The sequence below is a fragment of the Pseudomonas sp. BMW13 genome (assembly GCF_013357275.1).
Classification (GTDB): domain Bacteria; phylum Pseudomonadota; class Gammaproteobacteria; order Pseudomonadales; family Pseudomonadaceae; genus Aquipseudomonas; species Aquipseudomonas khazarica.
Genome location: NZ_SUKD01000012.1, coordinates 131,378 through 157,397, shown reverse-complemented (window position 1 = coordinate 157,397; position 26,020 = coordinate 131,378). Strand labels below are relative to the sequence as shown.

The window sequence follows — 26,020 nt, the reverse complement described above, 5'->3', positions numbered from 1 at the left end:
ATGCAGACTTTGTACCCGGAGATCAAACCCTACGCCCGCCACGAGCTGGCGGTCGAGCCACCGCACGTGCTGTATGTCGACGAGAGCGGCTCGGCGGACGGGTTGCCGGTACTGTTCATCCATGGCGGCCCGGGCGCCGGCTGCGATGCCGCCAGCCGGCGCTATTTCGATCCGAACCTGTACCGCATCGTCACCTTCGACCAGCGCGGCTGCGGGCGCTCCACGCCCTACGCGAGCCTGGAGAACAACACCACCCAGGCGCTGGTCGCCGATATCGAGCGCATCCGCGAACACCTGGGCGTCGACAAGTTCGTGCTGTTCGGCGGCTCCTGGGGTTCGAGCCTGGCGCTGGCCTACGCCCAGGCACATCCGCAGCGCGTGCATGGTCTGATCCTGCGCGGCATCTTCCTCTGTCGCCCACAGGAGTTTCACTGGTTCTACCAGGAAGGTGCCAGCCGCCTGTTCCCCGATTACTGGGAAGACTACATTGCGCCGATTCCGCCGCAGGAACGCGGCGATCTGATGGGCGCCTTCTACAAGCGGCTGACGGGGAGCGACCAGATCGCCCAGATGCACGCGGCCAAGGCCTGGTCGACCTGGGAAGGGCGCACTGCGACGTTGCGTCCCAACCCGCAGGTGGTCGACCGCTTCAGCGAGGCGCATCGCGCGTTGTCCATCGCCCGTATCGAGTGTCACTACTTCGTCAACGACGCCTTTCTCGAGCCCGATCAGCTGCTCCGCGACATGCCCAGGATCGCCCACCTGCCGGGCATCATCGTGCATGGCCGCTACGACGCGATCTGTCCCCTGGACAACGCCTGGGCGCTGCACCAGGCCTGGCCCAACAGTGAGCTGCAGATCATCCGTGATGCCGGCCACTCGGCAGCCGAGCCGGGCATCACCGATGCGCTGGTGCGTGCCGCCGAGGAGATGGCCCGGCGCCTGCTCGACCTGCCCCCGGAGGACGCATGAAGCTGCTGATCCAGCGCGTCAGCGCGGCGCGGGTAGAGGTCGAAGGTGAGGTGGTGGGCAGCATCGACCAGGGCCTGCTGGCACTGGTCGGCGTCGAACCGCACGATGACCAGGCCAGCGTCGGCCGCGCCTTGCACAAGCTACTGGGCTACCGCGTCTTCAGCGACGAGGCCGGCAAGATGAATCTCTCGCTGAAGGATATTGGCGGTGGTCTGCTGCTGGTCTCGCAGTTCACCCTGGCGGCCGATACCAGGAGCGGCATGCGTCCCAGCTTCTCCAGCGCCGCACCACCTTCGCAGGGGGCTGCCCTGTTCGACATGCTGGTCGAGCGTGCTCGCAGCGAGCATGGGCTGGTCGCCACCGGGCGCTTCGGAGCCAACATGCAGGTGCATCTGGTCAACGATGGGCCGGTGACCTTTCTCCTGGACCTGTGAGGGCTGCGCGCCCGTTCAGGACACCCGCTGCATAGAGTGTCCACAGGATGATCAGCGGCTGGAATGGCAGGCGTGCCCAGTAGTACCAGCGCGCACTCGGCAAGCCCTGCGCATCGAGGCCATGCAGAGCGTTGTGCAGGTTGGCCGGAAACACGCAGACGAAGTAGACGGCCAGCATGATGCCGGCGAGTCGGCGTGTACCTGGCCACATCAGACCGATGGCGCCGGCGATCTCGCAGGCGCCGGTGAACAGCACCAGAGGCTCGTGCAGCGGCAGGTAGGGCGGCATCATCGCCAGGTAGCGAGCGGGTGTCAGCCAGTGGTCCACACCGATCAGCAACAGCGCCAGGCTCAGTGCCAGGCGCATGCGTGCCCGCCATGACGGTAACAACGGCAGGCCCAGACGCTGCGGGAGTGCGGCGATGAGGGTGAGGAGCATGAGCAGGGCGACAAATAGCATGAGGGCATCTCCGGGTTGTCTGGCTGGCACTGGGGACTGGCTGGATGCAATATGTAGGCGGTGTCAACATTCTGAAGGAGATATTGCTTGTGTCAACACTGAGTGAAGAGGGCATTCGTGCCTATCACCATGGCGATTTGCGCAAGGCGCTGCTCGATGCTGCGTCTGCGCTACTCGCCGAGGTGGGTGTGGCGGCGATCAGCCTGCGTGAAGTCGCACGACGCGCGGGGGTTTCGCATAACGCGCCCTACCGTCATTTCGCCGACCGTGATGCCTTGTTGGCGGCGCTGGCGCTGCAGGGGTTCGAGGTTCTGGTCCGGCGTATCGAGGCGCTGCCGGTGGCCGATCTGGGTCGGCGCGGCGAGTGCTATGTTGCCTATGCGCTGGAGTTTCCCGGACATTTCGCCCTGATGTTCGGGCCACAGCTCGACAGGGCGGCGCATCCCGAGCTGCAACAGGTTGCCCGGCAGCTGTTTGCCCAGCTCGAAGCCAGCGTGCGAGCGCTGCGCCCGGACGAGTCGGTACAGACGGCCAGCCTGGCGGCGTGGAGTCTGGTGCATGGGCTCAGTCAGCTGCTGCTCAACGGGCAGTGCCCGGTCGAGGATGTGTCGGTCACGGCTCGCGCAGTCACCGGGCTGTTCGTCGAGGGCTTGCGGGTAGGCCGCTCTCCCGCCTAGAGCCGTTTGCAGGGTAGGCAGCCTGTAGCGCTGTCCAGCGCTCGACGCCTCAGAACAGCCTGGCCAGCAACACCGGCACGGCGGTTTCCACCCGCAGAATGCGCTCACCCAGCTGCACCGGCTGCAGGCCGGCGGCCTGTTGCAGCAGATCGACCTCGTAGGGAATCCAGCCACCTTCGGGGCCGATGGCCAGGGTCACCGGGCCGTCGACCGCGCGCGGGCAGGCCGGATAGTCGCCGGGGTGCCCGACCAGGCCGAGCGTACTGGCGGCCAGTGCCGGCAGGCGATCCTCGACGAAGGGCTTGAAGCGCTTCTCGATGCTGACATCGGGCAGCACGGTGTCGCGCGCCTGCTCCAGTCCGAGGATCAGTTGTTCGCGCAGTGCGTCGGGCTGCAGGAACGGCGTCTGCCAGAAGCTCTTCTCCACCCGGTAGCTGTTGACCAGCACCAGGCGCGGCACGCCCATGGCGCTGACGGTCTGCAGCACGCGCTTGAGCATCTTCGGGCGGGGCAGGGCGAGCACCAGGGTCAGGGGGAGCTTGGCCGGTGGCGGCTGGTCGAGACAGACCTGCAGCTCGGCCTGTTCGGCATCCAGGCTGAGCAGCTGACCTTCGCCCATCAGGCCGCCGAGACGGCCGACGCGCAGGCGGTCACCCGCTTCGGCACGATGCACCTCGTGCAGGTGCTTGAGGCGCCGACCACTGAGGCGAACACGATCGACGCCGACGAAGTCGGCGTCTTCCAGCAGCAGAAGGTTCACGGTTGTGGCGCGGGGGGCTGGTCTTCCGGCTCGGCTTGTTCGTCGCTCTGCTCGTCGTCGCGCTTGCGGCGGACCAGTGCGCCGGCCAGCAGGCCGCTCTCGAACAGCAGCCACATGGGCAAGGCCAGCAGCGTCTGCGAAAAGACGTCAGGAGGCGTCAGCACCATGCCGATCACGAAGCAGCCGACCACCACGTAGGGGCGGCTCTTGCGCAGGGTGGCGACGTCCACCAGGCCGACCCAGATCACCAGGAAGGTGGCGATGGGGATCTCGAAGGCCACGCCAAAGGCGAAGAACAGGGTGAGGACGAAGTCCAGGTACTGACCGATGTCGGTCATCATCGCCACGCCTTCCGGGGTCACGCTGGCGAAGAAGCCGAACATGATCGGGAACACCACGAAGTAGGCGAAGGCCATCCCGGCGTAGAACAGGAAGATGCTCGAGATCAGCAGCGGCACCGCGATGCGCCGCTCGTGGGTGTACAGCCCCGGCGCGATGAAGCCCCAGGCCTGGTGCAGGATCACCGGCATGCCGAGGAACAGCGCGCACATCAGGGTCAGCTTGAAGGGCGTGAGGAAGGGCGAGGCGACGCCGGTGGCGATCATCGTCGCCCCGGCCGGCAGGTAGGCGCGCAGTGGCGCCGCCACCAGCGCGTAGATGTCCTGGGCGAAGTAGAACAGGCCGGCGAAGATCAACAGGATGATCACCACGCAGCGCAGCAGACGCGTGCGCAGTTCGGTCAGGTGCGAGACCAGGGGCATTTCCTGATCTTCTTCCGGCTTTCTGCTCATGGTTGGGGATTCTTGTCCTGAACGCTCGGAGCAGCGTCGCTGCTCGGTTCTGCACGTTGCTCTGTGGCAGGCTGGCCGGTGCCCGTACCGAGGATGTCCTGCTTCATCGCCTTCATCTCCCGCTCGAGCTCGAGAATCCGCTCGTTGTGCAGTTGGCGACGGATCTCGTCGGCGCCGATCTCGCGCTCGACCTCGGCCTTGATCGAGTTGAAGCTGCGCTTGATTCGGCCGACCCACAGGCCGGCCGTGCGCACGGCCCCGGGCAGGCGCTCGGGACCGAGCACGACCAGGGCGACCAGGCCGACCAGCAGCAGTTCGGTGAAGCCAATGTCGAACATGGCTCAGTCTTTCTTCGCTGGCTCTTCGACCTTGCGTGCCTGGGCGTCGATGGTCTGCCCCTTGCCGTCTTCCACGGCCGGCTTGTCGGCGTCGCTGTTGTCCATCGACTTGCGGAAGCCCTTGATCGCGTCACCGAGGTCGGAGCCGAGATTCTTCAGGCGCTTGGTGCCGAACAGCATGACGACGATGAGCAGGACGATCAGGAGTTGCCAGATGCTGATACCACCGAATCCCATGATGTGTTCTCCGTTGTAGTAGTTGTCAGGTCATTGTGGCGAGCGTGCGGCTTTTTCCGCATGCCCGGACAGGCCGAAACGGCGGTCGAGTTCGTCCAGCACGGCCTGCGGATGCTGCCCGAGGGCGGCGAGCATGACCAGGCTGTGGAACCACAGATCGGCGGTTTCGTAGATGAGGTCCTTGCAGTCGCCGCTGGCAGCGGCGTCCTTGGCGGCGAGGATGGTTTCCACCGACTCCTCGCCGACCTTTTCCAGAATCTTGTTCAGGCCCTTGTGATAGAGGCTGGCGACGTAGGAGCTGTCGGGGGCTGCGCCCTTGCGCGCTTCCAGTACTTCGGCCAGACGGGTCAGGGTGTCACTCATGGCTGTGTCCTGCATAGATGGCGTGCGGGTCTTTCAGCACGGCGTCGACGGTCTTCCAGCCGCCATTCTCATAGACGCGATAGAAGCAGCTCTCGCGCCCGGTGTGGCAGGCGATGCCGCCCAGTTGCTCGACCATCAGCACGATGACGTCGGCGTCGCAGTCGAGGCGCAGCTCATGCAGCTTCTGCACGTGGCCGGATTCCTCACCCTTGCGCCACAGCTTGCCACGCGAGCGTGACCAGTAGATGGCGCGCTGCTCGCTGACGGTGAGGGCGAGGGATTCGCGGTTCATCCAGGCCATCATCAGGATACGGCCGGTCTTGTGATCCTGGGCGATGGCCGGCACCAGGCCGTCTTCGCTCCAGTGGATTTCGTCGAGCCAATCGTTCATCGGTGTTCCAAGTCTGCCGGGCCTCGCGGCCCGTGAATTCGCCAAGTGTGCCAGTGCGACGGCCAACTGGCTATCGGCGCAACACCAGATACAGCCCGCCACCGACCATCAGCCAGGCTGGCCAGGTAGCCAGCAGTGGCGCCAGCCCCTGCATGGCACCGGCACCGATCAGGGCAGCGCCCAGCAGACGCAGCGGCCAGTGGTCGCCGCTGCGGGACTGCTCCGCCTGTTGCGGTTGCTGCAGGCGCTCCAGCGTGTCGCGGGCGATCTGCGACAGGTGCGGTACCTGCTCGGCCTGCTGCTGCAGGTTGCGCAGCAGATGCAGCGGGCTGACACGCTCGCGCATCCAGCGCTCGAGGAACGGCTGCGCGGTGCTCCACAGGTCGAGGTCGGGGTACAGCTGGCGGCCCAGGCCTTCGATGTTGAGCAGGGTCTTCTGCAGGAGAACGAGCTGCGGCTGCACTTCCATGTTGAAGCGCCGCGCGGTCTGGAACAGGCGCAGCAGCAGCTGGCCGAAGGAGATGTCCTTCAGGGGTTTCTCGAAGATCGGCTCGCATACGGTGCGGATCGCCGCTTCGAATTCGTTGACCTTGGTGTCGGCGGGCACCCAGCCCGAGTCGATGTGCAGCTGTGCGACCTTGCGGTAGTCGCGCTTGAAGAAGGCGATCAGGTTGCGCGCCAGGTAGTCCTGGTCTTCGTCGGTGAGGCTGCCGATGATGCCGCAGTCGATGGCAATGTACTGCGGGCTCCACGGCGTGCGCGTGCTGACGAAGATGTTGCCGGGGTGCATGTCGGCGTGGAAGAAGCTGTCGCGGAACACCTGGGTGAAGAAAATCTCCACGCCGCGCTCGGCCAGCAGCTTCATGTCGGTACGCTGGTCGGCCAGGGTCGCCAGGTCGGTGACCGGGATGCCGTAGATGCGCTCCATCACCAGTACCTGGTGGCGGCACAGGTCCCAGTACACCTGTGGCACGTAGAGCAGCGGCGAGCCTTCGAAGTTGCGCCGCAGCTGACTGGCGTTGGCGGCCTCGCGCAGCAGGTCGAGTTCGTCGAAGATGGTCTTCTCGTAGTCGCTGACCACCTCGACCGGGCGCAGGCGACGGGCATCGGCCGAAGCCTTTTCGGCGATGCGGGCGATGAGGAACAGCCAGGCCAGGTCCTGGCGGATGATCGGCTTGAGGCCGGGGCGCACGACCTTGACCACTACTTCCTCGCCGCTTTTCAGCTGTGCAGCGTGCACCTGGGCCACCGAGGCCGAGGCCAGCGGCTGGCTGTCGAAGCGGGCGAACACTTCGTTCACCGGGGCGCCGAGCTGGCGCTCGATCAGGGCGATAGCCTGATCCTCGGGGAAGGGTGGGACCTGATCCTGCAGGCGTGCCAGCTCATCGGCGATGTCCGGCGGCAGCAGGTCGCGGCGGGTGGACAGCAACTGGCCGAACTTGATGAAGATCGGCCCCAGGTCTTCCAGGGCCAGACGCAGGCGCGCGCCGCGTGACAGGTCCAGTGGCTTGCGTGGCAGCCAGCGCCAGGGCAGCAGCCAGGACAGTGCGCGCAGCCAGATGGGCAACGGCAACTCGAGGAGCATCTCGTCCAGCTGGTAGCGGACGACGACACGCTGGATACGGAACAGGCGGCGAACGGCAAGCAGCTTCATGCGTCGGGCTTATGGGCAGAAGTGAGGCGCTCGATGCGTGCTTCCAGGCGGTCGAGGGCGAGTTTCAGTCGGTCCAGTTCGGCGAAGCGCACATCGGCTTCGCGCTGTCCGACCAGGGTGCGTGATTCTTCGGCCAGGTAGTCGGCCAGGTCCTGCCTGAGGCTGGCGGCGCCGTTGCTGGCCAGGCTCACCCGGCTGCGCAGGTGGCTGGCGAGCAGGGTGGTGGCCACCGGGCCGAGCCAGCGCGAGACTTCGTATTCCCAGTCCAGCTCCAGGTCCTGGAGAATCTCGGCCAGTTGCAGCAGCGCAGCGCTGTCGCCGTCGAGGGACACGTCCGGGCGATGCAGCACGGCGGTCTTGTCGCGGCTCAGGGCCAGACGCGCCAGGCTGGCGGCCGGCGCGGTGAGGGTGCAATCGGCCGGGGCGTGCCACTGCGCGGCCAGTCGCAGGCCGTCGCCGCTGGGCAGGATGAACAGCTCCAGCGTCGGGCTCTGGCACTGCACGGCGATGACCTTGCCGCTGAGCGCCTGCAGGCGCGGCAAGGCCGTGCCGTCGAGGCGCAGAACACGATTGAGGCCGGCTTCGACGCTGGCCAGCAAGCCGGTTATCAGCATCAGGGCTTGATGCCGCGATGCAGGGCGACGATGCCGCCGGTCATGTTGTGGTAGGTGACGCGTTCGAAACCGGCGTCGACCATCATCGCCTTGAGGGTTTCCTGATCCGGGTGCATGCGGATCGACTCGGCGAGGTAGCGGTAGCTGTCGGCATCGTTGGTGATCAGCTTGCCGGCCAGCGGCATGAAGCTGAACGAGTAGGTGTCATAGGCCTTGGCCAACAGCGGGTTGCCGGGCTTGGAGAACTCCAGCACCAGCAGGCGGCCGCCGGGCTTGAGCACGCGCAGCATGGAGCGCAGGGCCTCGTCCTTGTGGGTGACGTTGCGCAGGCCGAAGGCGATGGTGACCACATCGAAGTGGTTGTCGGGGAACGGCAGCTTCTCGGCATCGGCCTGAACGAACTGCACGTTGCCGGCCACGCCCTTGTCCAGCAGGCGGTCGCGACCGACCTTGAGCATGGAGTCGTTGATGTCGGCCAGGACCACTTCGCCGGTCGGCCCGACGATGCTGGAGAACTTGCGGGTCAGGTCACCGGTGCCGCCTGCGATATCCAGCACGCGGTTGCCCGGGCGCACACCGGACAGCTCGATGGTGAAGCGCTTCCACAGGCGATGCAGGCCGCCGGACAGCACGTCGTTCATCAGGTCGTACTTGGCCGCCACCGAGTGGAAGACTTCGGCCACCTTGTCCGCCTTCTGGCTTTCCGGCACGTCCTGGAAACCGAAGTGGGTGGTGGGTTCCTGCTCCTGGGCCTTGCGTGGATCGCTCATGTCGCTCTCACCGGGTAGAAAACCGCACCATTCTAAAGCTGCGTGCGGTCTTTGTCTTGCCTGGGTGCCCCACCGTGCGGTGGGCTGGTAGAGTGACGCGACCTCATGCCGCAGCCTTGCGGCGCGCTGCCAGTTCAAGGAGTTGTCATGTCCCGCATTCGTGTCGAACGATCCCATTCTCTCGGTCGTGAGGGGGCCCGCGAAAAAGCCGAGCGCCTGGCCGAACGCCTGGCCAGCGAGTACGACGTGCGCTACCGCTGGAACGGCGACACCCTGGAATTCAAGCGCAGCGGCGCCGATGGCAGCATCGCGGTCGGTGAAGACACCGTGCGCGTGGAACTCAAGCTCGGCCTGCTGCTCTCGCCCATGGGCAGCATGATCCAGCGCGAGATCGAGCAGGTGCTGGACAAATCCCTGGCCTGAGAAAGTAACTGCAAGCCACGAGCTTCACGTCAGTGCGTAGGGTGGATGGCGCTGTTTCCATCCACCAGGCCGGTGGATCGGTGACGCGTGCTCCTTCCGACCCGCTGCAGCTGCTCCTAGTATGCGATTTCTAATTTTTCTCCTTAGGGTGTACCCAAGCCTGCATTCCGTGGGCGTTTCCGCTAACTGTCAAAGCGCGTGAGGTGCACCATGTCGAAAGTTGCCGTGAAGAAAAAAGTCGAAGCCGTGGTCGAAGACAAGGCTGGTCTGCTCGATGACGTGAAGGGTTATGCCCGCAAGATCTACCTCGCTGGCCTGGGTGCTTATGCCAAGGCGGGTGCCGAGGGGGCCGAGTACTTCAAGGAACTGGTCAAGACCGGTGAAGGCGTCGAAAGCAAAGGCAAGAAACTGGTCGACGAGCAGGTAGAAGCCGCCAACAGCCAGATCGAATCGGTCAAGCAGTCGGTCAACAGCAACGTCACCAGCGTCAAGGGCAAGGTCGAAGTTCAGCTCGACAAGATCGAGAAGGCGTTCGACACCCGTGTGGCTGCCGCGCTGAATCGCATCGGCATTCCGTCCAAGCAGGATGTTGAAGCACTCTCTGCTAAGCTGGATGAGCTGAGCGCGTTGCTCGAGCACGTCGCGCGTACCAAATAAGGAGATCAGGATGGCTGTTAAGAAGAAAACCGAGAAACAGACCAGCTCCTGGATCGGCGAGGTCGAGAAATACTCGCGCCAGATCTGGTTGGCAGGCTTGGGCGCTTATTCCAAGGTCAGCAAGGACGGCACCAAGCTGTTCGACTCGCTGGTCAAGGATGGCGAGAAGGCCGAAAAGCAGGCCAAGAGCGAAGTCGACAAGCAGGTCGATGCGGTGAAAGCCGGCGTCGGTTCCAAGGTCGGCTCCGCCCGCTCCAAGGTTGACGAGGTCCGGGGCAAGGCGATCGGCAAGTGGGGTGAGCTGGAGGAAGCGTTCGACAAGCGTCTGAACAATGCCATCTCGCGTCTGGGCGTGCCCAGCCGCAACGAAGTGAAGGCGTTGAACGACAAGGTCGACAGCCTGACCAAGCAGCTGGAGAAGATCGCCGGTGTGTCGGCCAAGTCGGTCGCCAAGCCTGCCGCCAAGGCCGCTCCGAAACCAGCAGCCAAGCCGGCAGCGAAAGCCGCAGCCAAACCTGCAGCCAAGGCGCCTGCCAAGCCAGCGGCCAAGCCCGCTGCGAAACCGGCCGCCAAGCCTGCCGCAGCCGCCAAGCCGGCACCTGCCAAGGCCGCCGCCAAGCCAGCGGCAAAGCCGGCCGCGAAAGCTGCGGCCAAACCGGCTGCCAAGCCAGCGGCCAAACCCGCAGCGAAACCGGCCGCCAAGCCGGCGGCGGCGAAGAAGCCTGCAGCGAAGAAACCAGCCGCGCCCAAGGCCGCTGCCGCGAAACCGGCGGCACCAGCCCCGGCCCCGGCTGCTGTCGCGCCTGCTGCTGCACCGGCCCCGGCTGCCGCTCCGGCAACGCCAGCCAACCCGTCCTGAGTTTCTCGGGATCAAGAACGCCCGGCCTAGTGCCGGGCGTTTGCGTTGTGCGCCCGCAAAGGCGCAAGTGCCGCGTCTCAGGCTTCCAGGTAGCGTTGCGCGAGGTGCTCGACGGCGCCGCGTGAGGGCTGATTCAGGTGTGGCGCGACCAGCATCATGATCTGGAACACCACCAGCCGCACTTCGCCTTCCTGGTCGAGGATGCGCTGGTAGTCGAGGGAGAACAGCAGGGTCAGGGTGATCTGCTCGACCAGTTGTCCCAGCGCCTGGGTGCCGCTGTTCAACTGACCATCAGCCATCAGGCGCGCCAGCAGTGCCGCCAGGGTGCGCTTGAGTGCGTTGAGCCAGTGGCGGATGCCCCGTGCCAGCTTGGGCAGGCGCCCGGCCAGGTTCGACAGGTCCTGAAAGAGAAAGCGGTACTGCGACAGGCGCTCGACGATCAGGTGCAGGAACAGCCAGTAGTCCTCGACGTCGAGCCGGGCATCTGCCGGTGGGTCGAGCAGTGGCGCCATCTCGGCCTGGAAACGCTCGAACAGCTCCAGCACCAGCGGCTCCTTGCCGTGGAAGTGGTAGTAGAGATTGCCGGGGCTGATATCCAGCTCGTTGGCGATCTCCAGGGTGGAGACGTTGGGTTCGCCCTGCTCGTTGAACAGAACCAGGGCGGTTTGCAGAATGCGCTCGCGGGTCTTCATCCGTTACTTCTTGTTCGATCTGGCGCGGAGAGGTGACGATAACCGGCTGGCGTCCTGCCGGCCATCGCTTGTCAGTTGAATGTCGTATGGCGACGCCTTGCTGATGCGGCGTGCATGCCCATCAACGGATGTGCACATAGGTGCCTGGCGCCTCCTCCATGGCCGGGTGGTGCTGGTTGCCCAGCGCCATGACGGTTTCGCGCTGCTCGCCGGAGCGGGCCTGGATCCACTCCAGCCATTGTGGCCACCAGCTGCCTTGCTGGTGCTGGGCGTCGTGGTACCAGGCGCGTGGGTCGGAGGTGAGCTTGGCGTTCTCGTAGTAGTTGGCCTTGGGGTTGCCGGGCGGGTTGAGGATGCTCTGGATATGGCCGCTGTTGGACAGGATGAAGCGGCGGTTGCCGCCGAGCAGCAGGGTCGAGCGATAGACCGCATCCCAGGGCGTGATGTGGTCGTTGATGCCCGCCACGCTGAAACTGTCGACGGTGACCTTGGTCAGGTCCACCGGGGTGCCGCAGACCTCCAGCGCACCGGCACGGGTCAGCGGGTTGTGCTTGAAGAAGTCGATCAGGTCGCCATGCAGCGCCGCCGGCAGGCGCGTGTTGTCGTTGTTCCAGTAGAGGATGTCGAAGGCCGGTGGCTGCTTGCCCATCAGGTAGTTGTTGATCCAGTAGTTCCAGATCAGGTCGTTGGGGCGCATCCAGGCGAACACCTTGGCCATGTCGCGGCCGTCCAGCACGCCCTGCTGATAGGAGCGGCGCTTGGCCGACTCGAGGGTCTGCTCGTCGGCGAAGAGCATCGCCGGGCTTTCGATCTGGCTGTCCAGCAGGCTGACCATGTAGGTGGCGCTGGCGACCTTGCGCAGCTGGCGGCGGGCCTGCAGGTGGCCCTGCAGGGCGGCGATGGTCAGGCCGCCGGCACAGGCGCCGAGCAGGTTGACGTCCTTGCTGCCGGTGATGGCCCGGCAGGCATCGACGGCTTCTTCCACCGCCTGCACGTAGGTCGACAGGCCCCACTCGCGGTGCCGTGGGTCCGGGTTGCGCCAGCTGATCATGAAGGTCTGCAGGTCGTTCTTCAGCGCGTACTGGACGAAGCTCTTGTCGTTGGACAGGTCGAATATGTAGTACTTGTTGATCTGCGGCGGCACGATCAGCAATGGGCGCAGGTACTGCTTCTCGCTCATCGGCTTGTACTGGATCAGTTCCAGCAGTTCGTTGCGAAACACCACCGCGCCGGGGGTACAGGCCAGGTTGCGGCCGACTTCGAACGCGTGCCGGCTGACCTGGCTGGGCAGGCCGTTGTTGTTCAGCAGGTCGTCGAACAGGTGTCGCAGCCCCTTGAACAGGCTGCTGCCACCGGTATTGAACAGCTCCTTGACCGCCTGCGGGTTGAGCGGGCTGTTGGAGGGCGACAGCGCATCGCTCATCAGCGAGGCGAGAAAGCGCGCGCGGGCACGGTCGTCAGGCGACAGGTCGCTGTCGTCGATCCAGGCGGCGAGTTGCTTCTGCCAGGCCAGGTAGGCCTGCAGGCTGCGCCGGTAGAAGGGGTTGAGGTGCCAGGTCGGGTCGGCGAAGCGAGCGTCCTGCGGGTTGACCTTGTGCAGCGTGTCGCCGATGAGCACGCGGCCCAGCTGGCTGCCGAAGGCCAGCAGGTGGCGGCCACTGCGTACGGGGTTCTTGAGCCCCTGGCTGGCCAGCAGGCGCATCGTGGACAGCAGATCGCGGCCGCGTACGCCGACCACGGCGCTCTGGGCATTCATGAAACTGGCAGGTGCCGGCAGGGTAGCCGGGGTCGACTTGTCTCGCATGGCAACACTCCGTCGTCAAACCGTCTAGAGACTTGCATGGCACCGACTGCCGGGCTCGCTCGAAGCCTCAGGTGCGCCGCTTGCTTGCACAGAGATGCAGCAAGCCCTGTACCAGACGCGCAGGAGGTGCATTCCAGACAGCCGCGTCGAATTTGCCCGGGGCGGCTTGCGCCCCTTCGTCGAGCATGCCGAACATTGCGCACTCTGCTGGTGCGGTCAATGCTGGCGTAGTGGCGTGGGCTGCGGGTGCATCACCGCACGCTGTCGCTCCTCCTCGAGAAACTTCATGATGATAGGCGCCACCGCTTCGGCACGCGTCACCAGGAACAGGTGGCCGTCGTCGATGACGTGCAGCTCGGCGTTGGGAATGCGCCAGGCCAGCAGGCGCATGTTGATCAGCGGGATCAGCGGGTCATCGTCGCCGGCCATGACCAGCGTAGGCTGACGAATCTTGTGTAGCCAGTGAATGCTGGTCCAGCCGAGGCCGGCGAACAGCTGCCAGTAGTAGCCCATCTTGCCGCCCGAACGCACCTTGCTGGCATGCGCCATGGCCAGCTTGGGGTCGCGACGGAAGGCGCCGCCGTAGATGTCCGGGGCGATGCGCACGCCGTAGGAGGGCTGCACGTAGCGTCTGGGACTGGCCATGCGCCAGAGGACCTTGGGCTTGCCGGGCACCATCACCGCGCCGGCCGACGTGGCGGCGAGGATCAGCTTCTTGCAGCGCTCGGGATAGTCGTGGGCGAACTGCTGGGCCAGGGCGCCGCCCCAGGACACACCGATGGCGTTGACCTGGCCGTAGTTCAGGTAGTCGAGCATGCGCGCCGCCAGCTTGGCCAGTCCGGGAAACCGGTAGGGCGTGGCGGGGGTCGATGAGCCACCGACGCCGGGAACGTCGAAGGCGATGATCTCCAGCTCCGGGTCGAGTGCGGCGACGAAGGGCATCACCAGCTCCAGGTTGGCGCCGATGCCGTTGAATATCAGCAGCGGCACCAGCTGGCTGTTGCCCGGCCGCACTGCGGTACGGATGGTCTGTCCATCGAGGTCGATGGTGCGGAATACGAATGGTTGCGGCATAGGCGCAGCCCCTATGGAGTTGAGCGCTGGAGAGGGCCGTCCGGGCCGCCTCCAGAGTTACCAGGACGCGCCTGGTTCACCACACCCACAAGGGCCGGCGTGGCGTGCGGCACTTCCCGGTGCCGCCGCGGTTGAGGTCGATGATCAGCGTTCGTGTACATAGGTGCCCGGCGCGGCTTCGCCGACCGGGTACTTCTTGTTGCCCAGCGCCCTGGGGGCATTCTTGGTTTCACCCGAGCGCTCGGCCAGCCAGGTCTGCCAGTGCAGCCACCAGGAGTCGGCATGCTTGGTCGAGCTTTCCTGCCAGGCTTTCGGGTCCAGCGGCATTTCGCTGTTGGTCATGTAGCGTGCCTTGGGGTTGCCCGGCGGGTTGAGAATGCTCTGGATATGGCCGCTGTTGGAGAGGACGAACTCGCACTTGCCGCCGAACAGGTGCGCCGACTTGTAGCACGAGTCCCAGGGCGTGATGTGGTCGGTGGTGCCGGCCACGACGAAGAAGTCGCAGGTGACCTGCTTGAGGTCGATCGGCGTACCGCAGACCTCCAGGGCGCCCGGACGGGTCAGCGGGTTGGTCTGGAACATCTCGATGAATTCGCCGTGCAGGGCAGCCGGCAGGCGCGTGGTGTCGTTGTTCCAGTAGAGGATGTCGAACACCGGCGGCTCGTTGCCGAGCAGGTAGTTGTTAACCCAGTAGTTCCAGATCAGGTCGTTGGGGCGCATCCAGGCGAACACCTTGGCCATGTCGCTGCCTTCCAGCACGCCGGCCTGGTAGGAGCGGCGCTTGGCGGCTTCCAGGGTCTTCTCGTCGGCGAACAGGGCCACCTGGGTGTCGAGCTGGGTGTCGAGCACGCTCACCAGCAGGGTCAGGGCGTTGACCTTCTGCTGGCCGAGGGCCGCGTAGTGGCCGAGCAGGGAGGCAGTGGTCAGGCCACCGGAGCAGGCGCCGAGCATGTTGACGTCCTTGCTGCCAGTGATGGCGCAGATGACGTCGATGGCGTCCTTGAGTGCCTCAATGTAGGTCGACAGGCCCCACTCGCGCTGCGCCTTGGTCGGGTTGCGCCAGCTGACCACGAAGGTCTGCACCTGGCTGCGCAGGAGGAAGCGCGCCAGGCTCTTGTCCGGCGACAGGTCGAATACGTAGAACTTGTTGATCTGTGGTGGCACCACCAGCAACGGGCGTTCGTGCACGCTCTCGGTGATCGGCTTGTACTGGATCAGCTCCAGCACGTCGTTGCGAAACACCACGGCGCCCTCGGTGGTGGCCAGGTTCTTGCCCACCTCGAAGGCTTCCATGTTCACCTGGCTGGGCATGCCGCCGTTGTTGACCATGTCCTTGGCCAGGTGCGAGAGGCCGTCGAGCAGGCTCTTGCCGCCCGTTTCGAAGAAGCGTTTGACGGCGGCCGGGTTGGCCATGCTGTTGGATGGCGCCATGGCTTCGGTCATCAGGTTGATGACGAAGTGGCCGCGACTGGCATCCTGTTCGGACAGCGAGCTGTGCTCGATCCAGTCGTGCAGCTCCTTGCGCCAGGCCAGGTAGGTCTGCAGGTAACGGCGGTAGAGCGGATTCTGGCTCCAGGCCGGATCGTTGAAGCGGCGGTCGCCGTCTTCGGGCTGGAGCGCGGACTGGCCGAGCAGGACGTTCTTCAGTTCGAGGCCGAAGTGGGCCACATGCTTGGCACTATGGAAGGGTTGCTTGAGTGCCTGAGCGAGCACCATGCGGGCAGAGGTCAAAAGATCCTTGCCGCGGATGCCAATCACCGGGTTGAGTCCCAGCGTATTTTCCGAGGCCTGGCGTTTCAGGTCATCGTTGTTCTTGTCACTCATCTACGACGCTCCATTGTCCTGAGACGAATACCGGCCTGCGAAGGCGCGCGGCTGAACAGGGCCTGGTACTGCTCGGGTTACCGGGGGCGGATCGAGTCCGCACATTTCGTTGCACCTGGCACAGCCAAATGCAGGGAACCTGCCAGTTCCTTGGTTACCCGAGTTTGTGCAGTTAAGCAAGCCAGTCGATGGCGCAGGAGTATGCCGCGATAGATTAGAAAACTCGCCCTAACTGTCGCTAACGTGATCGGTGGTGAGGGTGCCGGGCGCTCTGCGGCAAGGGTTTGCCTGGCGCCTCAGAGCATCAGGCGGACGACTGATTCGTTGGGGTCGCGGGATTTTCCGGCCGCGCTCAGTTGCGCCAGATAGTCGGCCCACAGCTCGCTCTGGCGTGTGGCCAGTTCGTGCAGGTAGTCCCAGGTGAACAGGCCGCTGTCATGACCGTCGTCGAAGCACAGTTTCAGTGCATAGTTGCCGGCCGGCTCGATGCGCTCCAGGCCGACACCAAGTTTGCCGGTCTGCAGGATCGGCTGGCCATGCCCCTGCACCTCGGCCGAGGGCGAGTGCACGCGGAGGAATTCGGCGCTGAGCTGGTAGCTCGTTTCCCCATAGCGCAGCTCCAGGGTCTTCGAGGCCTTGTGCAGTTTGATCGCGCTGGGGATGGGCATGTGCGGCTCCTGAAACGATGTAGCCCGGATGCAATCCGGGACGCTGTCGTAAACGTCCCCGGATGTCATCCGGGCTACGTGGCGTGAGTACTGTCAGAGAATATAGCGCGACAGGTCTTCGTCCTGGGCCAGTTCGCCCAGGTGGCCGTTGACGTAGTCGGCGTCGATGCGGATCGGTTCGCCGTTCTGCTGCCCGGCCAGGTCGCCGGCACTGAAAGACACCTCTTCCAGCAGGCGCTCGAGCAGGGTGTGCAGGCGGCGCGCACCGATGTTCTCGGTCTTCTCGTTGACCTGCCAGGCAATCTCGGCCAGACGCTTGATGCCGTCGTCGGCGAACTCGATGTGCAGCCCCTCGGTCTTCAGCAGTTCGCTGTACTGCTCGGTGAGCGAGGCGTGCGGCTCGCGCAGAATGCGCTCGAAGTCCTGCGGGCTCAGCGCCTTGAGTTCGACGCGAATCGGCAGACGCCCCTGCAGCTCGGGCACCAGGTCACTGGGTTTGCTCAGGTGGAAGGCGCCGGAGGCGATGAACAGGATATGGTCGGTCTTGACCATGCCCAGCTTGGTGTTGACCGTGCAGCCTTCGATCAGCGGCAGCAGGTCGCGCTGCACGCCTTCGCGGGAGACGTCGGCGCCGCCGGCGTTGGCGCGCTTGGCGACCTTGTCGATCTCGTCGATGAAGACGATGCCGTGCTGCTCGACGGCCTCCAGTGCGCGGGCCTTGAGTTCTTCCTCATTGACCAGGCGGGCGGCTTCCTCGTCGCGCACCAGCTTCAGCGCATCGACGACCTTGAGCTTGCGGCTCTTCTTCTTGCCCTTGCCCATGCTGGAGAACAGGTTCTGCAGCTGGTTGGTCATTTCCTCCATGCCCGGCGGGGTCATGATCTCGACGCCCATGGGCGACTCGGCGACCTCGATGTCGATTTCCTTGTCGTTCAGCTGGCCTTCGCGCAGGCGCTTGCGGAACAGCTGGCGGGTGTTGGAGTCCTCGCTGCGCGCCGGCTCGTCGCCGAAGCCCTGGCGTGCCGGTGGCAGCAGGGCGTCGAGGATGCGCTCCTCGGCGGCGTCCTCGGCGCGGTGGCGGACCTTGACCATTTCCTGCTCGCGCAGCATTTTCACCGCTGCATCGGCCAGGTCGCGGATGATCGACTCGACGTCACGGCCGACATAGCCGACCTCGGTGAACTTGGTCGCTTCCACCTTGAGGAACGGCGCGTTGGCCAGCTTGGCCAGACGCCGGGCGATCTCGGTCTTGCCGACACCGGTGGGGCCGATCATCAGGATGTTCTTCGGCGTGACTTCCTGGCGCAGGTCGGTCGGCAGTTGCATGCGCCGCCAGCGGTTGCGCAGGGCGATGGCGACGGCGCGCTTGGCGTCGTCCTGGCCGATGATATGGCGATTGAGTTCGTGGACGATCTCGCGGGGCGTCATGGACATGGAATTTGGCTCGCAATAAACGAAAACGGTGAGGCGGTGGACGCTACTCGGCGGCGTCCAGTTCCTCGATGGTCTGGTGATGATTGGTGAATACGCAGATGTCGCCGGCAATGCCCAGCGCGGTCTCGGCCACCTCACGGGCGGACAGGTCGGTCTTCATCAGCAGCGCGCGCGCGGCGGCCTGGGCGAAGTTGCCGCCGGAGCCCATGGCGATCAGGCCTTCTTCGGGTTCGACCACGTCGCCGTTGCCGGTGATGATCAGCGATGCATCCTTGTTGGCCACCGCCAGCATGGCTTCCAGGCGGCTCAGGCTGCGGTCGGTACGCCAGTCCTTGGCCAGTTCCACGGCGGCGCGTACCAGATGGCCCTGGTGTTTTTCCAGCTGGCCTTCGAAACGCTCGAACAGGGTAAAGGCATCGGCGGTGGCGCCGGCGAAACCGGCCAGCACCTGGCCGTGGTACAGGCGGCGCACCTTCTTGGCGTTGCCCTTCATGACGGTGTTGCCGAGCGATACCTGGCCGTCGCCAGCCATCACGACCTTGCCATGACGGCGCACTGAAACGATGGTGGTCAAGGGTGAATCTCCACGCTGCGGGGCGAATTGCCCGGATGGAAACTCAGATGGGGTGCCCGCTGCGGCTTTTCAACCGGCAGCGGGCGAATCGACGATCAGCGGACCTGGCGCTGCTGTAACAGCAGGTTGCTGAAACCATTGCCGGCCAGGGTCTTCTGCGCCGACGCCAGCTGCTCGCGGCTGGCGAACGGGCCGACCAGCACGCGGTGCCAGGTTTCCTCGCGTACCTTGCCGGTCTCCACGCGCACGTTCTGCCCCAGCAGGATGATCTGCGCGCGCAGGGTGTCGGCGTCATCGCGCTTGCGGAACGAGCCGGCCTGCAGGAAGAACTGCGTGGTGACCGGTGCGCTGGCGATGACCGGCGGCGGGGGCGGCGGTACCTGGCCGTTGAGTGCGGCCTCGGCGCGAGCGGTGTCGATCTTCGCGGCTTCCTCGGGGGTGACCGGTTTCTGCGCGGCGGTTGGCGGCGGTGTTTCTTCCAGTGCCTGCGGCAGGATCACCTCGGACTCCGGCAGCAGGGTGTAGAAGTCGTACTTGGGCTTGGCCGGTTCCGGCTTGCTCGGCTTGGGTTCCGGCTTGGTGCTGCGCGCCTGCTCGCCACGGTCGCGCTTGATCTCGTCGCGACCGGGTTCGAGGCTGAACAGGAACATGAAGAAACCGCCGACCACCAGGCCGCAGACCAGCCAGATCCAGCCCGGTACGGGTTTCTTGGCCGGAGCCTGGTAGCGACTGGCGCCGCGCTTGGGCGCCGGTTTCTTGCGCGCGGCCATTTACATCCGCTCCAGGGTGTCCAGGCCGAGCAGCTCCAGGCCCTGCTTGAGGGTACGGCCGGTGAGCGCGGTCAGGCGCAGACGGCTGTCGCGCGTGGCCTCGTCTTCGGCAGCGAGGATCGGGCAGTTCTCGTAGAAGCTGGAGAACAGGCCGGCGATGTCGTACAGGTAGCTGCACAGCATGTGCGGCGTGCCTTTCTCGGCGACGCTGCTCAGCAGTTCATTGAACTGCGCCAGCTTGGCGGCCAGGGCCTGCTCCTGCTCGGCGACCAGGGCGATCTGCCCGCCGATTTCCTCGATGCCCTTGCCCAGCTTGCGGAATACACCAGCCACGCGGGTGTAGGCGTACAGCAGGTAGGGCGCGGTGTTGCCCTCGAAGCTCAGCATCAGGTCGAAGTTGAAGCTGTAGTCGCTGGCGCGGTGCTTGGACAGGTCGGCGTACTTCACCGAGGCGATGCCGACCACGCGGGCAATCTGGCGCAGCTCGTCGTCGCCCAGCTCCGGGTTCTTGCTCTTGACCAGCTCATAGGCGCGCTGCTCGGCTTCGTCGAGCAGGTGCACCAGTTTCACCGTGCCGCCGTCGCGGGTCTTGAACGGGCGGCCGTCTGGGCCGTTCATGGTGCCGAAGCCCATGTGCTCCATCTCCATGCTGGCTGGCACGAAGCCGGCCAGACGGGCGCAGGCGAAGACCATCTGGAAGTGCAGGGCCTGGCGCTGGTCGACGAAGTACAGCACGCGGTCGGCCTTGAGCGTGCCGGCGCGGTAGCGGGTGGCGGCCAGGTCGGTGGTGGCGTACAGGTAGCCGCCACCGGCCTTCTGCACGATCAGTGGCAGCGGGTTGCCTTCGCTGTTCTTGAATTCGTCCATGAACACGCACTGCGCGCCGTTGTCCTCGGTCAGCAGGCCCTTGGCGGCCAGATCCGCGACCACCTGCGGCAGGTCATCGTTGTAGGCGCTCTCGCCCTTGACGTCGGCCATGCTCAGCTTGACGCCGAGGCGGTCGTACAGCGCCTGGCAGTGGCTCAGGGAGATGTCGTTGAAGCGGTTCCACAGGCGCAGGCATTCGGCGTCGCCAGCCTGCAGCTGCACCACCAGCTCACGGGCGCGGTCGGCGAACTCGGGGGACTCGTCGAAGCGCTTCTTGGCGGCGCGGTAGAAGCCTTCCAGGTCGGCCAGCTCGCTCTCGGCGGCCGCCGGGTTTTCCTGCATGTAGGCCAGCAGCATGCCGAACTGGGTGCCCCAGTCGCCGACGTGGTTCTGGCGGATCACGGTGTCGCCGAGGAACTCCAGCACACGGGCCACGCCATCGCCGATGATGGTCGAGCGCAGGTGGCCGACGTGCATCTCCTTGGCCAGGTTGGGCGCCGATAGGTCGACCACCACGCGCTGCGCGGCGCCATTCTTGCGCACGCCGAGCCTGGCGTCGGCCAGTGCAGCTTCCAGGCGCTGGGCGAGGGCGCCGCTGTTCTGGAAGAAGTTGAGGAAGCCGGGGCCGGCGATCTCCACCTTGGCGATCTGCGCATCGGCCGGCAGGGCGGCGATCAGTTTCTCCGCCAGGTCGCGCGGCTTCATGGCGGCCGGCTTGGCCAGCATCATGGCAATGTTGCTGGCGAAGTCGCCGTGGCTCTTGTCCTTGGTGTTCTCCACCTGGATGGCCGGCGTCAGACCTTCAGGCAGCACGCCTTCGGCGGTGAGGCGGTCGAGGGCTTGCTGGATCAGGTGGCGAATGCTGTCTTTCATGTTCGGCTCGGGGCTGCCTTGGGGGCTTTGGTCGAAAACTGTGCATTATAAGAGCAGCGACAAGCTGCAAGCCACAAGCGGCAAGGAAAAGCACGTCGCCGTTCTTGCCTGAAGCTTGTGGTTTGCAGCTAGAAGCTCAAAAAAGGTCGATCGGGTCGACATCCAGCGACCAGCGCACCGCGCGGCCGCTGGGCATCTGCTCCAGTGCCTGCAGCCAGGGGGTGAGCAGGCGATGCAGGGCGGCGCGGGTGCTGCCTTGCAGCAGCAGCTGCGCGCGGAAGCGCCCGGCACGGCGTTCCATCGGGGCAGGAACGGGGCCGAGCAACTCGATGCCGGACAGGCCCAGTTCGCCCAGCAGATGCTCCGCTTCGCTGCAGGCTTCATCGAGGAATCCTTCCGCCTGCCCCGGCTTGTGCGCCTCGGCACGCAGCAGGGCCAGGTGGCAGAACGGCGGCAGGCCGGCGGCGCGGCGCTCGCTCAGGGCCTGCTCGGCGAAGGCGAAGTAGCCTTGCTCGGTCAGTTGCACCAGCAGCGGGTGGTCGGCCAGGTGGCTCTGGATGATCACCTTGCCCGGCTCTTCGGCGCGTCCGGCACGCCCGGCGACCTGAACGATCAACTGGGCCATGCGCTCGCTGGCGCGAAAATCCGCGGAGAACAGGCCGCCGTCGGCATCGAGGATCGCTACCAGCGTCACCCGTGGGAAGTGATGGCCCTTGGCGAGCATCTGCGTGCCGACCAGGATGCACGGCTCACCCTTGTTGATGGTGGCGAACAGGCGATCCATGGCGCCCTTGCGCGAGGTGCTGTCGCGGTCGATGCGCAGCACCGGGTAATCGGGAAACAGTACCGCCAGGCGCTCCTCGGCACGCTCGGTGCCGGCGCCGACCGGGCGCAGGTCGACGTGCTGGCATTTCGGGCAGTTGCTCGGCTGGCGCTCGACGTGCCCGCAGTGATGGCAGCGCAGTTCCTGGTAGCGCTGATGCACGGTCATGCGCGCATCGCAGCGCGGGCACTCCGACAGCCAGCCGCAGTCGTGGCAGAGTAGGGCCGGGGCGAAGCCGCGGCGGTTGAGAAACACCAGCACCTGCTGGCCGGCCGCCAGGGTCTGGGCGATGGCCTGCTGCATCGGCCCGGAGATGCCGGCGTCCAGCGGTCGGCTCTTCACGTCCAGGCGCAGGAAACGTGGCTGGCTGGCGCCACCCGCCCGCTGGGTGAGCTTGAGCAGGGCGTAGCGGCCGCTATGGGCGTTGTGCAGGCTCTCCAGCGACGGCGTGGCCGAGCCGAGCACGATGGGCACGTCTTCCTGGCGCGCCCGCACCAGGGCCAGGTCGCGGGCGTGGTAGCGCAAACCCTCCTGCTGTTTATAGGAGGCGTCGTGTTCTTCGTCGACGATGATCAGCCCCGGGTTCAGCATGGGGGTGAACAGCGCCGAGCGGGTGCCGATGATGATGTCCGCCTCGCCGTCGCGGGCCGCCAGCCAGGCGTCCAGGCGTTCGCGGTCGTTCACCGCCGAGTGCAGCAGGGCGATGCGCGCGTTGAAGCGACGGGCGAAGCGCTCGAAGGTCTGCGGCCCGAGGTTGATCTCGGGGATCAGCACCAGGGCCTGCTTGCCGGCTTCCAGGCACTGATGGATCAGTTGCAGGTAGACCTCGGTCTTGCCGCTGCCGGTGATGCCCGCCAGCAGGAAGGCGTTGAACTGCCCCCAGCCCGAGGCGACAGCGTTGACCGCCGCGCGTTGCTCGGCGTTGAGTGGCAGCTCCGGTTGCGCCAGCCAGTGGGCGGGCTTCGCCTGTGGTTTGTTGCGGCGCACCTCGACGCGCACCAGGCCTTTCTCATGCAGCAGCTGCAGGCTGTCGCGGTTGAGCTGCAACTGACTGAGCAGGCTGTGGGCCACGCCGTGCGGGTGCTGGGCCAGCGCCTTGAGCGCATCGCGCTGGCGCGGCGCCCTGGCCAGGCGCGGGTCGTCGACGCTGGCGCCGCTGTTGGCCAGCCAGAAGCGCTCCTGCCGCGCCTCGGCCGGTTCGCCCTGGCGCAACAGTACCGGCAATGCCCAGCTCAGCGTGTCGCCGAGGCTGTGCTGGTAGTACTGGGCGGTCCACAGGCACAGCTTGAACAGCGCTGCCGGCAGCGGCGGGCGGGCGTCGAGCAGCTGCAGCGCAGGCTTGAGCTTGTCGGCCGGCACGTCGCTCTGGTTGTCGACCTCCACCAGTACGCCGATCATCTCGCGCCGGCCGAACGGCACACGCAGGCGTGCGCCAGGCTGCAGCGCGCTACGCGGTACACCGGCAGGGGCGCGGTAGTCGAACAGGCGGCGCAGGGGCGAGGGCAGGGCGAGGCGCAGGATCAGGTCGGGCAAGCCGGAAGCTCCAATGACAGGTGGCCGATGGTAACACGCGACGGCCGGTGCCCTGTCTGGCTTGCATCGCTTCACGTGTCTGGTAAGATGCGCGGCCTATTTCTGTGCGGTGCCTGACATTGGTTGGGTGGCGGCACGACTACCCCGAGGAAAGCATCATGAAAGCCGATATCCATCCGAACTACGTCGAGATCGACGCCACCTGCTCCTGCGGCAACGTCATCAAGACCCGCTCCACCCTGGGCAAGAACCTGAGCCTCGACGTCTGCTCCGAGTGCCACCCGTTCTACACCGGTAAGCAGAAAGTGCTGGACACCGGCGGCCGTATCGATCGCTTCAAGCAGCGCTTCGGCGTATTCGGCGCCAAGTAAGCGGCCGAAGCAAGACGGAATCTGGCATGCGCCACTCCGTGCTACTGAAAAAGGCGTCCCTGGTGGGCGCCTTTTTCGTTTCTCTGTTCTGCGTCGAGCTGGCGCAGGCCTTTTGCCCGCTGCGCGAGGATCTGCCCCGCTTCGCCGTGCGCCAGGTGGTCGACGGCGACACCCTGCGCCTGGTCGATGGGCGCAGCATTCGCCTGATTGGCATCAACGCCCCTGAGCTGGGGCGCAAGGGGCGCAGCGACGAGCCCTATGCCGTGCAGGCCAGGCGCCGTCTGCAGGCGCTGGTGGATGCCAGTGAGGGGCGCGTTGGCCTGTTGCCCGGCGAGCAGCGCAAGGATCGCTATGGACGCACCCTGGCGCACCTCTACGACGCTCAGGGACGTAATCTCGAGGCGCAGCTGCTCGGCGAAGGCCTGGGTTTCATGGTCGCGGTGGCGCCGAATGTCGAACTGGTACGCTGTCAGGCGGTCGCCGAGCGCGAGGCGCGTGATCGGCGCCTGGGGCTCTGGCGGGATTACCGGGTCCGTTCGGCCGGGCAGGTCCGCAGCGGCGGGTTTGCCCTGCTGAGTGGGCGTGTGGCCAGGGTGCAGCGCAATCGTGGCGGCCTGTGGCTGGAGCTGGACGGTGGCCGCGTGCTGCGCGTGGCGCCGGCGCTCCTGGATGCATTCGATCTGCCGGCGATGCAGGCGCTCGCGGGGCGAAGAGTCGAGGCCCGCGGCTGGGTGATCGACCGCCAGTCACGGGGTGGTCTGCAGTCGGGCCAGGCGCGCTGGATGCTGCCACTGACCCACTCGGCGATGCTGGAGGTGTTGCCATGATGCGTGCATTGACGCTGTGCCTGTTCTGCGCCTGGCTGACGGGCTGTGCCGTCAACCCTGCCACGGGGCGCACCGATTTCGTGATGATGAGCGAGCGCCAGGAGCTCGACCTCGGTGCCCGCTACAACCAGGAAATCCTCAAGCAGAACCCGCCTTATGCGGACGCCAAGTTGCAGGCCTACATCCAGCGGGTGGGCGAGCGGGTGGCGCGCAACAGTCATCGCAACCAGCTCAACTACGTCTTCACCCTGGTCGACAGCCCGGACGTCAATGCCTTCGCCCTGCCGGGCGGCTACATCTACATTCACCGTGGGCTGCTCGCCTACCTCAACTCCGAGGCGGAACTGGCCGCCGTGCTCGGTCATGAGATCGGTCACGTGACGGCGCGCCACAGCGTGCGCCAGCAGAGCCAGTCGACCGCCTGGGGGCTGCTCGGCCAGGCGGCGGCCATCGGCACCGGGGTTGGCGCTGTCGGCGACCTGACCAGCGTCATGGGCAATGCCTTCGTGCGTGGCTATGGCCGCGACATGGAGCTGGAGGCGGACGGCCTCGGCGCACAGTACCTGGCACGCAGCGGCTATGACCCGCAGGCGATGATCGAAGTGGTCAAGGTGCTCAAGAGTCAGGAGGACTTCGCCCGCGAGCAGGCCGCCAGGCGTGGTGAGGCGCCCGCGCAGGGCGGCTATCACGGTCTGTTCGACACCCACCCTGACAACGATCGCCGCCTGCAGGAGGTGATCGGTCCGGCGCGGGCGCTGGTCGGTGGCAATCAGGAAGTGGGGCGCGATGCGTTCCTGCAGCGACTCGATGGTCTGGTGTTCGGTGATTCGGCGGCCAGCGGGATTCGTCGCGGGCGCCACTTCTACCATGGCGAGCTGGATTTCACCCTGACCTACCCGCAGGGCTGGCAACTGGTCAATCGCGCCGATGTGCTGATCGGCCATACCCCGGATGGGCAGGCGTTCATCGCCATGACGCTGGAGCCGGCAGACAAGGCGCTCGCGCCTGCCGAGTACCTGCGCCAGCGGGTCGGCAATCAGCGCCTGGTGGCTGGTGAAGAGCTGCGCCTGGGGGCGTTGCGCGGCTACACGGCCATCTTGCAGGGGCAGGCGGCGCGCCGGGTGGCGGTGATCTATCGTGGCGACAGTGCCTATCTGTTCGTCGCCGCGGTCAAGGGGCGCGCTTCGCTGGAGAGCGAAGACGAGCGTTTCCTTGAAGTGATCCGCAGCTATCGTCCGCTCAAGGCGGCCGAGCGCAAGCTGGCCGAGCCGGTGCGTCTGCATCTGGTGCGGGCCAAGGCAGGGCAAGGCATGGCGAGTCTCGCTCGCCACTCACCGTTGCCGAGCGATGGCGAGGCGCAGCTGCGCTTGCTCAACGGGCTCTACCCCGCTGGTGAGCCGCGTGCAGGGCAATGGTTGAAAACGCTGCGCTAGTGGGGCGCTTCAATCGCGACCGAACAGTCTTGTGCAGCTGTATACAACTTGCG

General features: G+C 65.8%; 29 protein-coding genes. 9 read left to right on the top strand and 20 right to left on the bottom strand.

Annotated features, from left to right (window positions below; genetic code table 11):
* Positions 1 to 972, top strand: coding sequence for a prolyl aminopeptidase (pip, locus tag E4487_RS09815; protein WP_037049918.1), 972 nt, complete (start codon positions 1 to 3; stop codon positions 970 to 972).
* The gene (dtd, locus tag E4487_RS09810) at positions 969 to 1,406 is read left to right on the top strand and encodes a D-aminoacyl-tRNA deacylase (protein WP_175253247.1); all 438 of its coding nucleotides are present in this window, start codon (positions 969 to 971) and stop codon (positions 1,404 to 1,406) included. The genes pip and dtd overlap by 4 nt, the downstream gene beginning before the upstream one ends.
* On the opposite strand, the gene E4487_RS09805 is transcribed toward dtd, so the two are convergent.
* The gene (locus tag E4487_RS09805) at positions 1,369 to 1,866 is read right to left on the bottom strand and encodes a DoxX family protein (protein WP_175253246.1); all 498 of its coding nucleotides are present in this window, start codon (positions 1,864 to 1,866) and stop codon (positions 1,369 to 1,371) included. The genes dtd and E4487_RS09805 overlap by 38 nt on opposite strands.
* An 89-nt stretch (positions 1,867 to 1,955) precedes the next feature.
* Between E4487_RS09805 and E4487_RS09800 the strand changes: the two genes are divergently transcribed.
* On the top strand, positions 1,956 to 2,543 hold the full coding sequence (locus tag E4487_RS09800; protein ID WP_175253245.1) for a TetR/AcrR family transcriptional regulator: 588 nt from the start codon (positions 1,956 to 1,958) through the stop codon (positions 2,541 to 2,543).
* A gap of 49 nt (positions 2,544 to 2,592) precedes the next feature.
* On the opposite strand, the gene E4487_RS09795 is transcribed toward E4487_RS09800, so the two are convergent.
* The 9 genes from E4487_RS09795 to ubiE all read right to left on the bottom strand — a co-directional run bounded on the left by E4487_RS09795 (position 2,593) and on the right by ubiE (position 8,461).
* Positions 2,593 to 3,303 (bottom strand): 16S rRNA (uracil(1498)-N(3))-methyltransferase, encoded by a 711-nt coding sequence (locus E4487_RS09795; protein WP_175253244.1) that lies wholly within the window; start codon positions 3,301 to 3,303, stop codon positions 2,593 to 2,595.
* The gene (tatC, locus tag E4487_RS09790; RefSeq protein ID WP_037049910.1) at positions 3,300 to 4,094 is read right to left on the bottom strand and encodes a twin-arginine translocase subunit TatC; all 795 of its coding nucleotides are present in this window, start codon (positions 4,092 to 4,094) and stop codon (positions 3,300 to 3,302) included. Before tatC ends, E4487_RS09795 begins: the two co-directional genes overlap by 4 nt.
* Positions 4,091 to 4,432: a Sec-independent protein translocase protein TatB gene (gene tatB / locus E4487_RS09785; RefSeq protein WP_175253243.1), complete on the bottom strand. Its 342-nt coding sequence runs from the start codon at positions 4,430 to 4,432 to the stop codon at positions 4,091 to 4,093. The genes tatC and tatB overlap by 4 nt, the downstream gene beginning before the upstream one ends.
* Before the next feature lie 3 nt (positions 4,433 to 4,435).
* Entirely contained in the window at positions 4,436 to 4,669 is a 234-nt protein-coding gene (gene tatA, locus E4487_RS09780; protein WP_037049905.1) for a twin-arginine translocase TatA/TatE family subunit, read from the bottom strand.
* Positions 4,670 to 4,699: 30 nt separating this feature from the next.
* On the bottom strand, positions 4,700 to 5,032 hold the full coding sequence (locus E4487_RS09775) for a phosphoribosyl-ATP diphosphatase (protein WP_037049903.1): 333 nt from the start codon (positions 5,030 to 5,032) through the stop codon (positions 4,700 to 4,702).
* Positions 5,025 to 5,423: a phosphoribosyl-AMP cyclohydrolase gene (hisI, locus tag E4487_RS09770; RefSeq protein WP_175253242.1), complete on the bottom strand. Its 399-nt coding sequence runs from the start codon at positions 5,421 to 5,423 to the stop codon at positions 5,025 to 5,027. The genes E4487_RS09775 and hisI overlap by 8 nt, the downstream gene beginning before the upstream one ends.
* Positions 5,424 to 5,493: 70 nt before the next feature.
* A complete protein-coding gene (gene ubiB / locus E4487_RS09765; protein ID WP_175253241.1) occupies positions 5,494 to 7,077 on the bottom strand; it encodes a ubiquinone biosynthesis regulatory protein kinase UbiB in 1,584 nt (527 codons plus the stop codon).
* On the bottom strand, positions 7,074 to 7,691 hold the full coding sequence (locus E4487_RS09760) for an SCP2 domain-containing protein (RefSeq protein WP_175253240.1): 618 nt from the start codon (positions 7,689 to 7,691) through the stop codon (positions 7,074 to 7,076). Before E4487_RS09760 ends, ubiB begins: the two co-directional genes overlap by 4 nt.
* The gene (gene ubiE, locus E4487_RS09755; RefSeq protein WP_047587328.1) at positions 7,691 to 8,461 is read right to left on the bottom strand and encodes a bifunctional demethylmenaquinone methyltransferase/2-methoxy-6-polyprenyl-1,4-benzoquinol methylase UbiE; all 771 of its coding nucleotides are present in this window, start codon (positions 8,459 to 8,461) and stop codon (positions 7,691 to 7,693) included. The genes E4487_RS09760 and ubiE overlap by 1 nt, the downstream gene beginning before the upstream one ends.
* 147 nt (positions 8,462 to 8,608) lie before the next feature.
* Between ubiE and E4487_RS09750 the strand changes: the two genes are divergently transcribed.
* The 3 genes from E4487_RS09750 to E4487_RS09740 all read left to right on the top strand — a co-directional run bounded on the left by E4487_RS09750 (position 8,609) and on the right by E4487_RS09740 (position 10,400).
* Positions 8,609 to 8,884: a polyhydroxyalkanoic acid system family protein gene (locus E4487_RS09750; RefSeq protein ID WP_037049889.1), complete on the top strand. Its 276-nt coding sequence runs from the start codon at positions 8,609 to 8,611 to the stop codon at positions 8,882 to 8,884.
* A 210-nt stretch (positions 8,885 to 9,094) separates the two neighbouring features.
* Complete coding sequence (locus E4487_RS09745) at positions 9,095 to 9,541, top strand: phasin family protein (RefSeq protein WP_037049887.1); 447 nt, start codon at positions 9,095 to 9,097, stop codon at positions 9,539 to 9,541.
* Between the two features lie 10 nt (positions 9,542 to 9,551).
* A complete protein-coding gene (locus tag E4487_RS09740) occupies positions 9,552 to 10,400 on the top strand; it encodes a phasin family protein (protein WP_175253239.1) in 849 nt (282 codons plus the stop codon).
* A 77-nt stretch (positions 10,401 to 10,477) separates the two neighbouring features.
* Here the strand turns inward: E4487_RS09740 and E4487_RS09735 are convergent, their stop codons facing one another.
* The 10 genes from E4487_RS09735 to E4487_RS09690 form a co-directional block, all read right to left on the bottom strand.
* Positions 10,478 to 11,092 carry a TetR/AcrR family transcriptional regulator gene (locus E4487_RS09735; RefSeq protein WP_037049882.1) on the bottom strand — a complete coding sequence of 205 codons (615 nt, stop codon included), beginning with the start codon at positions 11,090 to 11,092 and terminating at the stop codon, positions 10,478 to 10,480.
* 121 nt (positions 11,093 to 11,213) lie between these two features.
* Positions 11,214 to 12,896: a class II poly(R)-hydroxyalkanoic acid synthase gene (phaC, locus tag E4487_RS09730; protein ID WP_037049879.1), complete on the bottom strand. Its 1,683-nt coding sequence runs from the start codon at positions 12,894 to 12,896 to the stop codon at positions 11,214 to 11,216.
* A 216-nt stretch (positions 12,897 to 13,112) separates the two neighbouring features.
* Positions 13,113 to 13,970 (bottom strand): poly(3-hydroxyalkanoate) depolymerase, encoded by an 858-nt coding sequence (gene phaZ, locus E4487_RS09725; RefSeq protein WP_037049877.1) that lies wholly within the window; start codon positions 13,968 to 13,970, stop codon positions 13,113 to 13,115.
* Positions 13,971 to 14,114: 144 nt separating this feature from the next.
* A complete protein-coding gene (gene phaC / locus E4487_RS09720; RefSeq protein ID WP_037049875.1) occupies positions 14,115 to 15,794 on the bottom strand; it encodes a class II poly(R)-hydroxyalkanoic acid synthase in 1,680 nt (559 codons plus the stop codon).
* A gap of 296 nt (positions 15,795 to 16,090) precedes the next feature.
* Entirely contained in the window at positions 16,091 to 16,462 is a 372-nt protein-coding gene (locus E4487_RS09715; RefSeq protein WP_037049873.1) for a gamma-butyrobetaine hydroxylase-like domain-containing protein, read from the bottom strand.
* 93 nt (positions 16,463 to 16,555) lie between these two features.
* The gene (gene hslU / locus E4487_RS09710; protein WP_037049871.1) at positions 16,556 to 17,896 is read right to left on the bottom strand and encodes an HslU--HslV peptidase ATPase subunit; all 1,341 of its coding nucleotides are present in this window, start codon (positions 17,894 to 17,896) and stop codon (positions 16,556 to 16,558) included.
* A gap of 43 nt (positions 17,897 to 17,939) precedes the next feature.
* Positions 17,940 to 18,470: an ATP-dependent protease subunit HslV gene (gene hslV / locus E4487_RS09705; RefSeq protein WP_037049870.1), complete on the bottom strand. Its 531-nt coding sequence runs from the start codon at positions 18,468 to 18,470 to the stop codon at positions 17,940 to 17,942.
* Positions 18,471 to 18,565: 95 nt separating this feature from the next.
* On the bottom strand, positions 18,566 to 19,240 hold the full coding sequence (locus tag E4487_RS09700) for an SPOR domain-containing protein (RefSeq protein WP_037049868.1): 675 nt from the start codon (positions 19,238 to 19,240) through the stop codon (positions 18,566 to 18,568).
* A complete protein-coding gene (argS, locus tag E4487_RS09695) occupies positions 19,241 to 20,980 on the bottom strand; it encodes an arginine--tRNA ligase (RefSeq protein WP_175253238.1) in 1,740 nt (579 codons plus the stop codon).
* A gap of 136 nt (positions 20,981 to 21,116) precedes the next feature.
* Positions 21,117 to 23,336: a primosomal protein N' gene (locus E4487_RS09690; protein WP_175253237.1), complete on the bottom strand. Its 2,220-nt coding sequence runs from the start codon at positions 23,334 to 23,336 to the stop codon at positions 21,117 to 21,119.
* Positions 23,337 to 23,494: 158 nt separating this feature from the next.
* On the opposite strand from E4487_RS09690, the gene rpmE reads away from it, so the two are divergent.
* The 3 genes from rpmE to E4487_RS09675 are packed head-to-tail and all read left to right on the top strand — an operon-like array spanning position 23,495 to position 25,967.
* On the top strand, positions 23,495 to 23,707 hold the full coding sequence (rpmE, locus tag E4487_RS09685; protein ID WP_003459015.1) for a 50S ribosomal protein L31: 213 nt from the start codon (positions 23,495 to 23,497) through the stop codon (positions 23,705 to 23,707).
* A gap of 26 nt (positions 23,708 to 23,733) precedes the next feature.
* Positions 23,734 to 24,534, top strand: coding sequence for a thermonuclease family protein (locus E4487_RS09680; protein ID WP_175253236.1), 801 nt, complete (start codon positions 23,734 to 23,736; stop codon positions 24,532 to 24,534).
* Positions 24,531 to 25,967 carry a M48 family metalloprotease gene (locus E4487_RS09675; protein ID WP_175253235.1) on the top strand — a complete coding sequence of 479 codons (1,437 nt, stop codon included), beginning with the start codon at positions 24,531 to 24,533 and terminating at the stop codon, positions 25,965 to 25,967. Before E4487_RS09680 ends, E4487_RS09675 begins: the two co-directional genes overlap by 4 nt.
* The last annotated feature ends 53 nt before the right edge of the window (positions 25,968 to 26,020 follow it).

Coding starts and splice junctions, on each gene's coding strand:
- pip (WP_037049918.1), top strand. CDS start 1: ATGCAGACTTTGTACCCGGAGATCAAACCCTACGCCCGCCACGAGCTG.
- dtd (WP_175253247.1), top strand. CDS start 969: ATGAAGCTGCTGATCCAGCGCGTCAGCGCGGCGCGGGTAGAGGTCGAA.
- E4487_RS09805 (WP_175253246.1), bottom strand. CDS start 1,866: ATGCTATTTGTCGCCCTGCTCATGCTCCTCACCCTCATCGCCGCACTC.
- tatC (WP_037049910.1), bottom strand. CDS start 4,094: ATGAGCAGAAAGCCGGAAGAAGATCAGGAAATGCCCCTGGTCTCGCAC.
- tatB (WP_175253243.1), bottom strand. CDS start 4,432: ATGTTCGACATTGGCTTCACCGAACTGCTGCTGGTCGGCCTGGTCGCC.
- tatA (WP_037049905.1), bottom strand. CDS start 4,669: ATGGGATTCGGTGGTATCAGCATCTGGCAACTCCTGATCGTCCTGCTC.
- E4487_RS09775 (WP_037049903.1), bottom strand. CDS start 5,032: ATGAGTGACACCCTGACCCGTCTGGCCGAAGTACTGGAAGCGCGCAAG.
- hisI (WP_175253242.1), bottom strand. CDS start 5,423: ATGAACGATTGGCTCGACGAAATCCACTGGAGCGAAGACGGCCTGGTG.
- ubiB (WP_175253241.1), bottom strand. CDS start 7,077: ATGAAGCTGCTTGCCGTTCGCCGCCTGTTCCGTATCCAGCGTGTCGTC.
- E4487_RS09760 (WP_175253240.1), bottom strand. CDS start 7,691: ATGCTGATAACCGGCTTGCTGGCCAGCGTCGAAGCCGGCCTCAATCGT.
- ubiE (WP_047587328.1), bottom strand. CDS start 8,461: ATGAGCGATCCACGCAAGGCCCAGGAGCAGGAACCCACCACCCACTTC.
- E4487_RS09750 (WP_037049889.1), top strand. CDS start 8,609: ATGTCCCGCATTCGTGTCGAACGATCCCATTCTCTCGGTCGTGAGGGG.
- E4487_RS09745 (WP_037049887.1), top strand. CDS start 9,095: ATGTCGAAAGTTGCCGTGAAGAAAAAAGTCGAAGCCGTGGTCGAAGAC.
- E4487_RS09740 (WP_175253239.1), top strand. CDS start 9,552: ATGGCTGTTAAGAAGAAAACCGAGAAACAGACCAGCTCCTGGATCGGC.
- E4487_RS09735 (WP_037049882.1), bottom strand. CDS start 11,092: ATGAAGACCCGCGAGCGCATTCTGCAAACCGCCCTGGTTCTGTTCAAC.
- phaC (WP_037049879.1), bottom strand. CDS start 12,896: ATGCGAGACAAGTCGACCCCGGCTACCCTGCCGGCACCTGCCAGTTTC.
- phaZ (WP_037049877.1), bottom strand. CDS start 13,970: ATGCCGCAACCATTCGTATTCCGCACCATCGACCTCGATGGACAGACC.
- phaC (WP_037049875.1), bottom strand. CDS start 15,794: ATGAGTGACAAGAACAACGATGACCTGAAACGCCAGGCCTCGGAAAAT.
- E4487_RS09715 (WP_037049873.1), bottom strand. CDS start 16,462: ATGCCCATCCCCAGCGCGATCAAACTGCACAAGGCCTCGAAGACCCTG.
- hslU (WP_037049871.1), bottom strand. CDS start 17,896: ATGTCCATGACGCCCCGCGAGATCGTCCACGAACTCAATCGCCATATC.
- E4487_RS09700 (WP_037049868.1), bottom strand. CDS start 19,240: ATGGCCGCGCGCAAGAAACCGGCGCCCAAGCGCGGCGCCAGTCGCTAC.
- argS (WP_175253238.1), bottom strand. CDS start 20,980: ATGAAAGACAGCATTCGCCACCTGATCCAGCAAGCCCTCGACCGCCTC.
- rpmE (WP_003459015.1), top strand. CDS start 23,495: ATGAAAGCCGATATCCATCCGAACTACGTCGAGATCGACGCCACCTGC.
- E4487_RS09680 (WP_175253236.1), top strand. CDS start 23,734: ATGCGCCACTCCGTGCTACTGAAAAAGGCGTCCCTGGTGGGCGCCTTT.
- E4487_RS09675 (WP_175253235.1), top strand. CDS start 24,531: ATGATGCGTGCATTGACGCTGTGCCTGTTCTGCGCCTGGCTGACGGGC.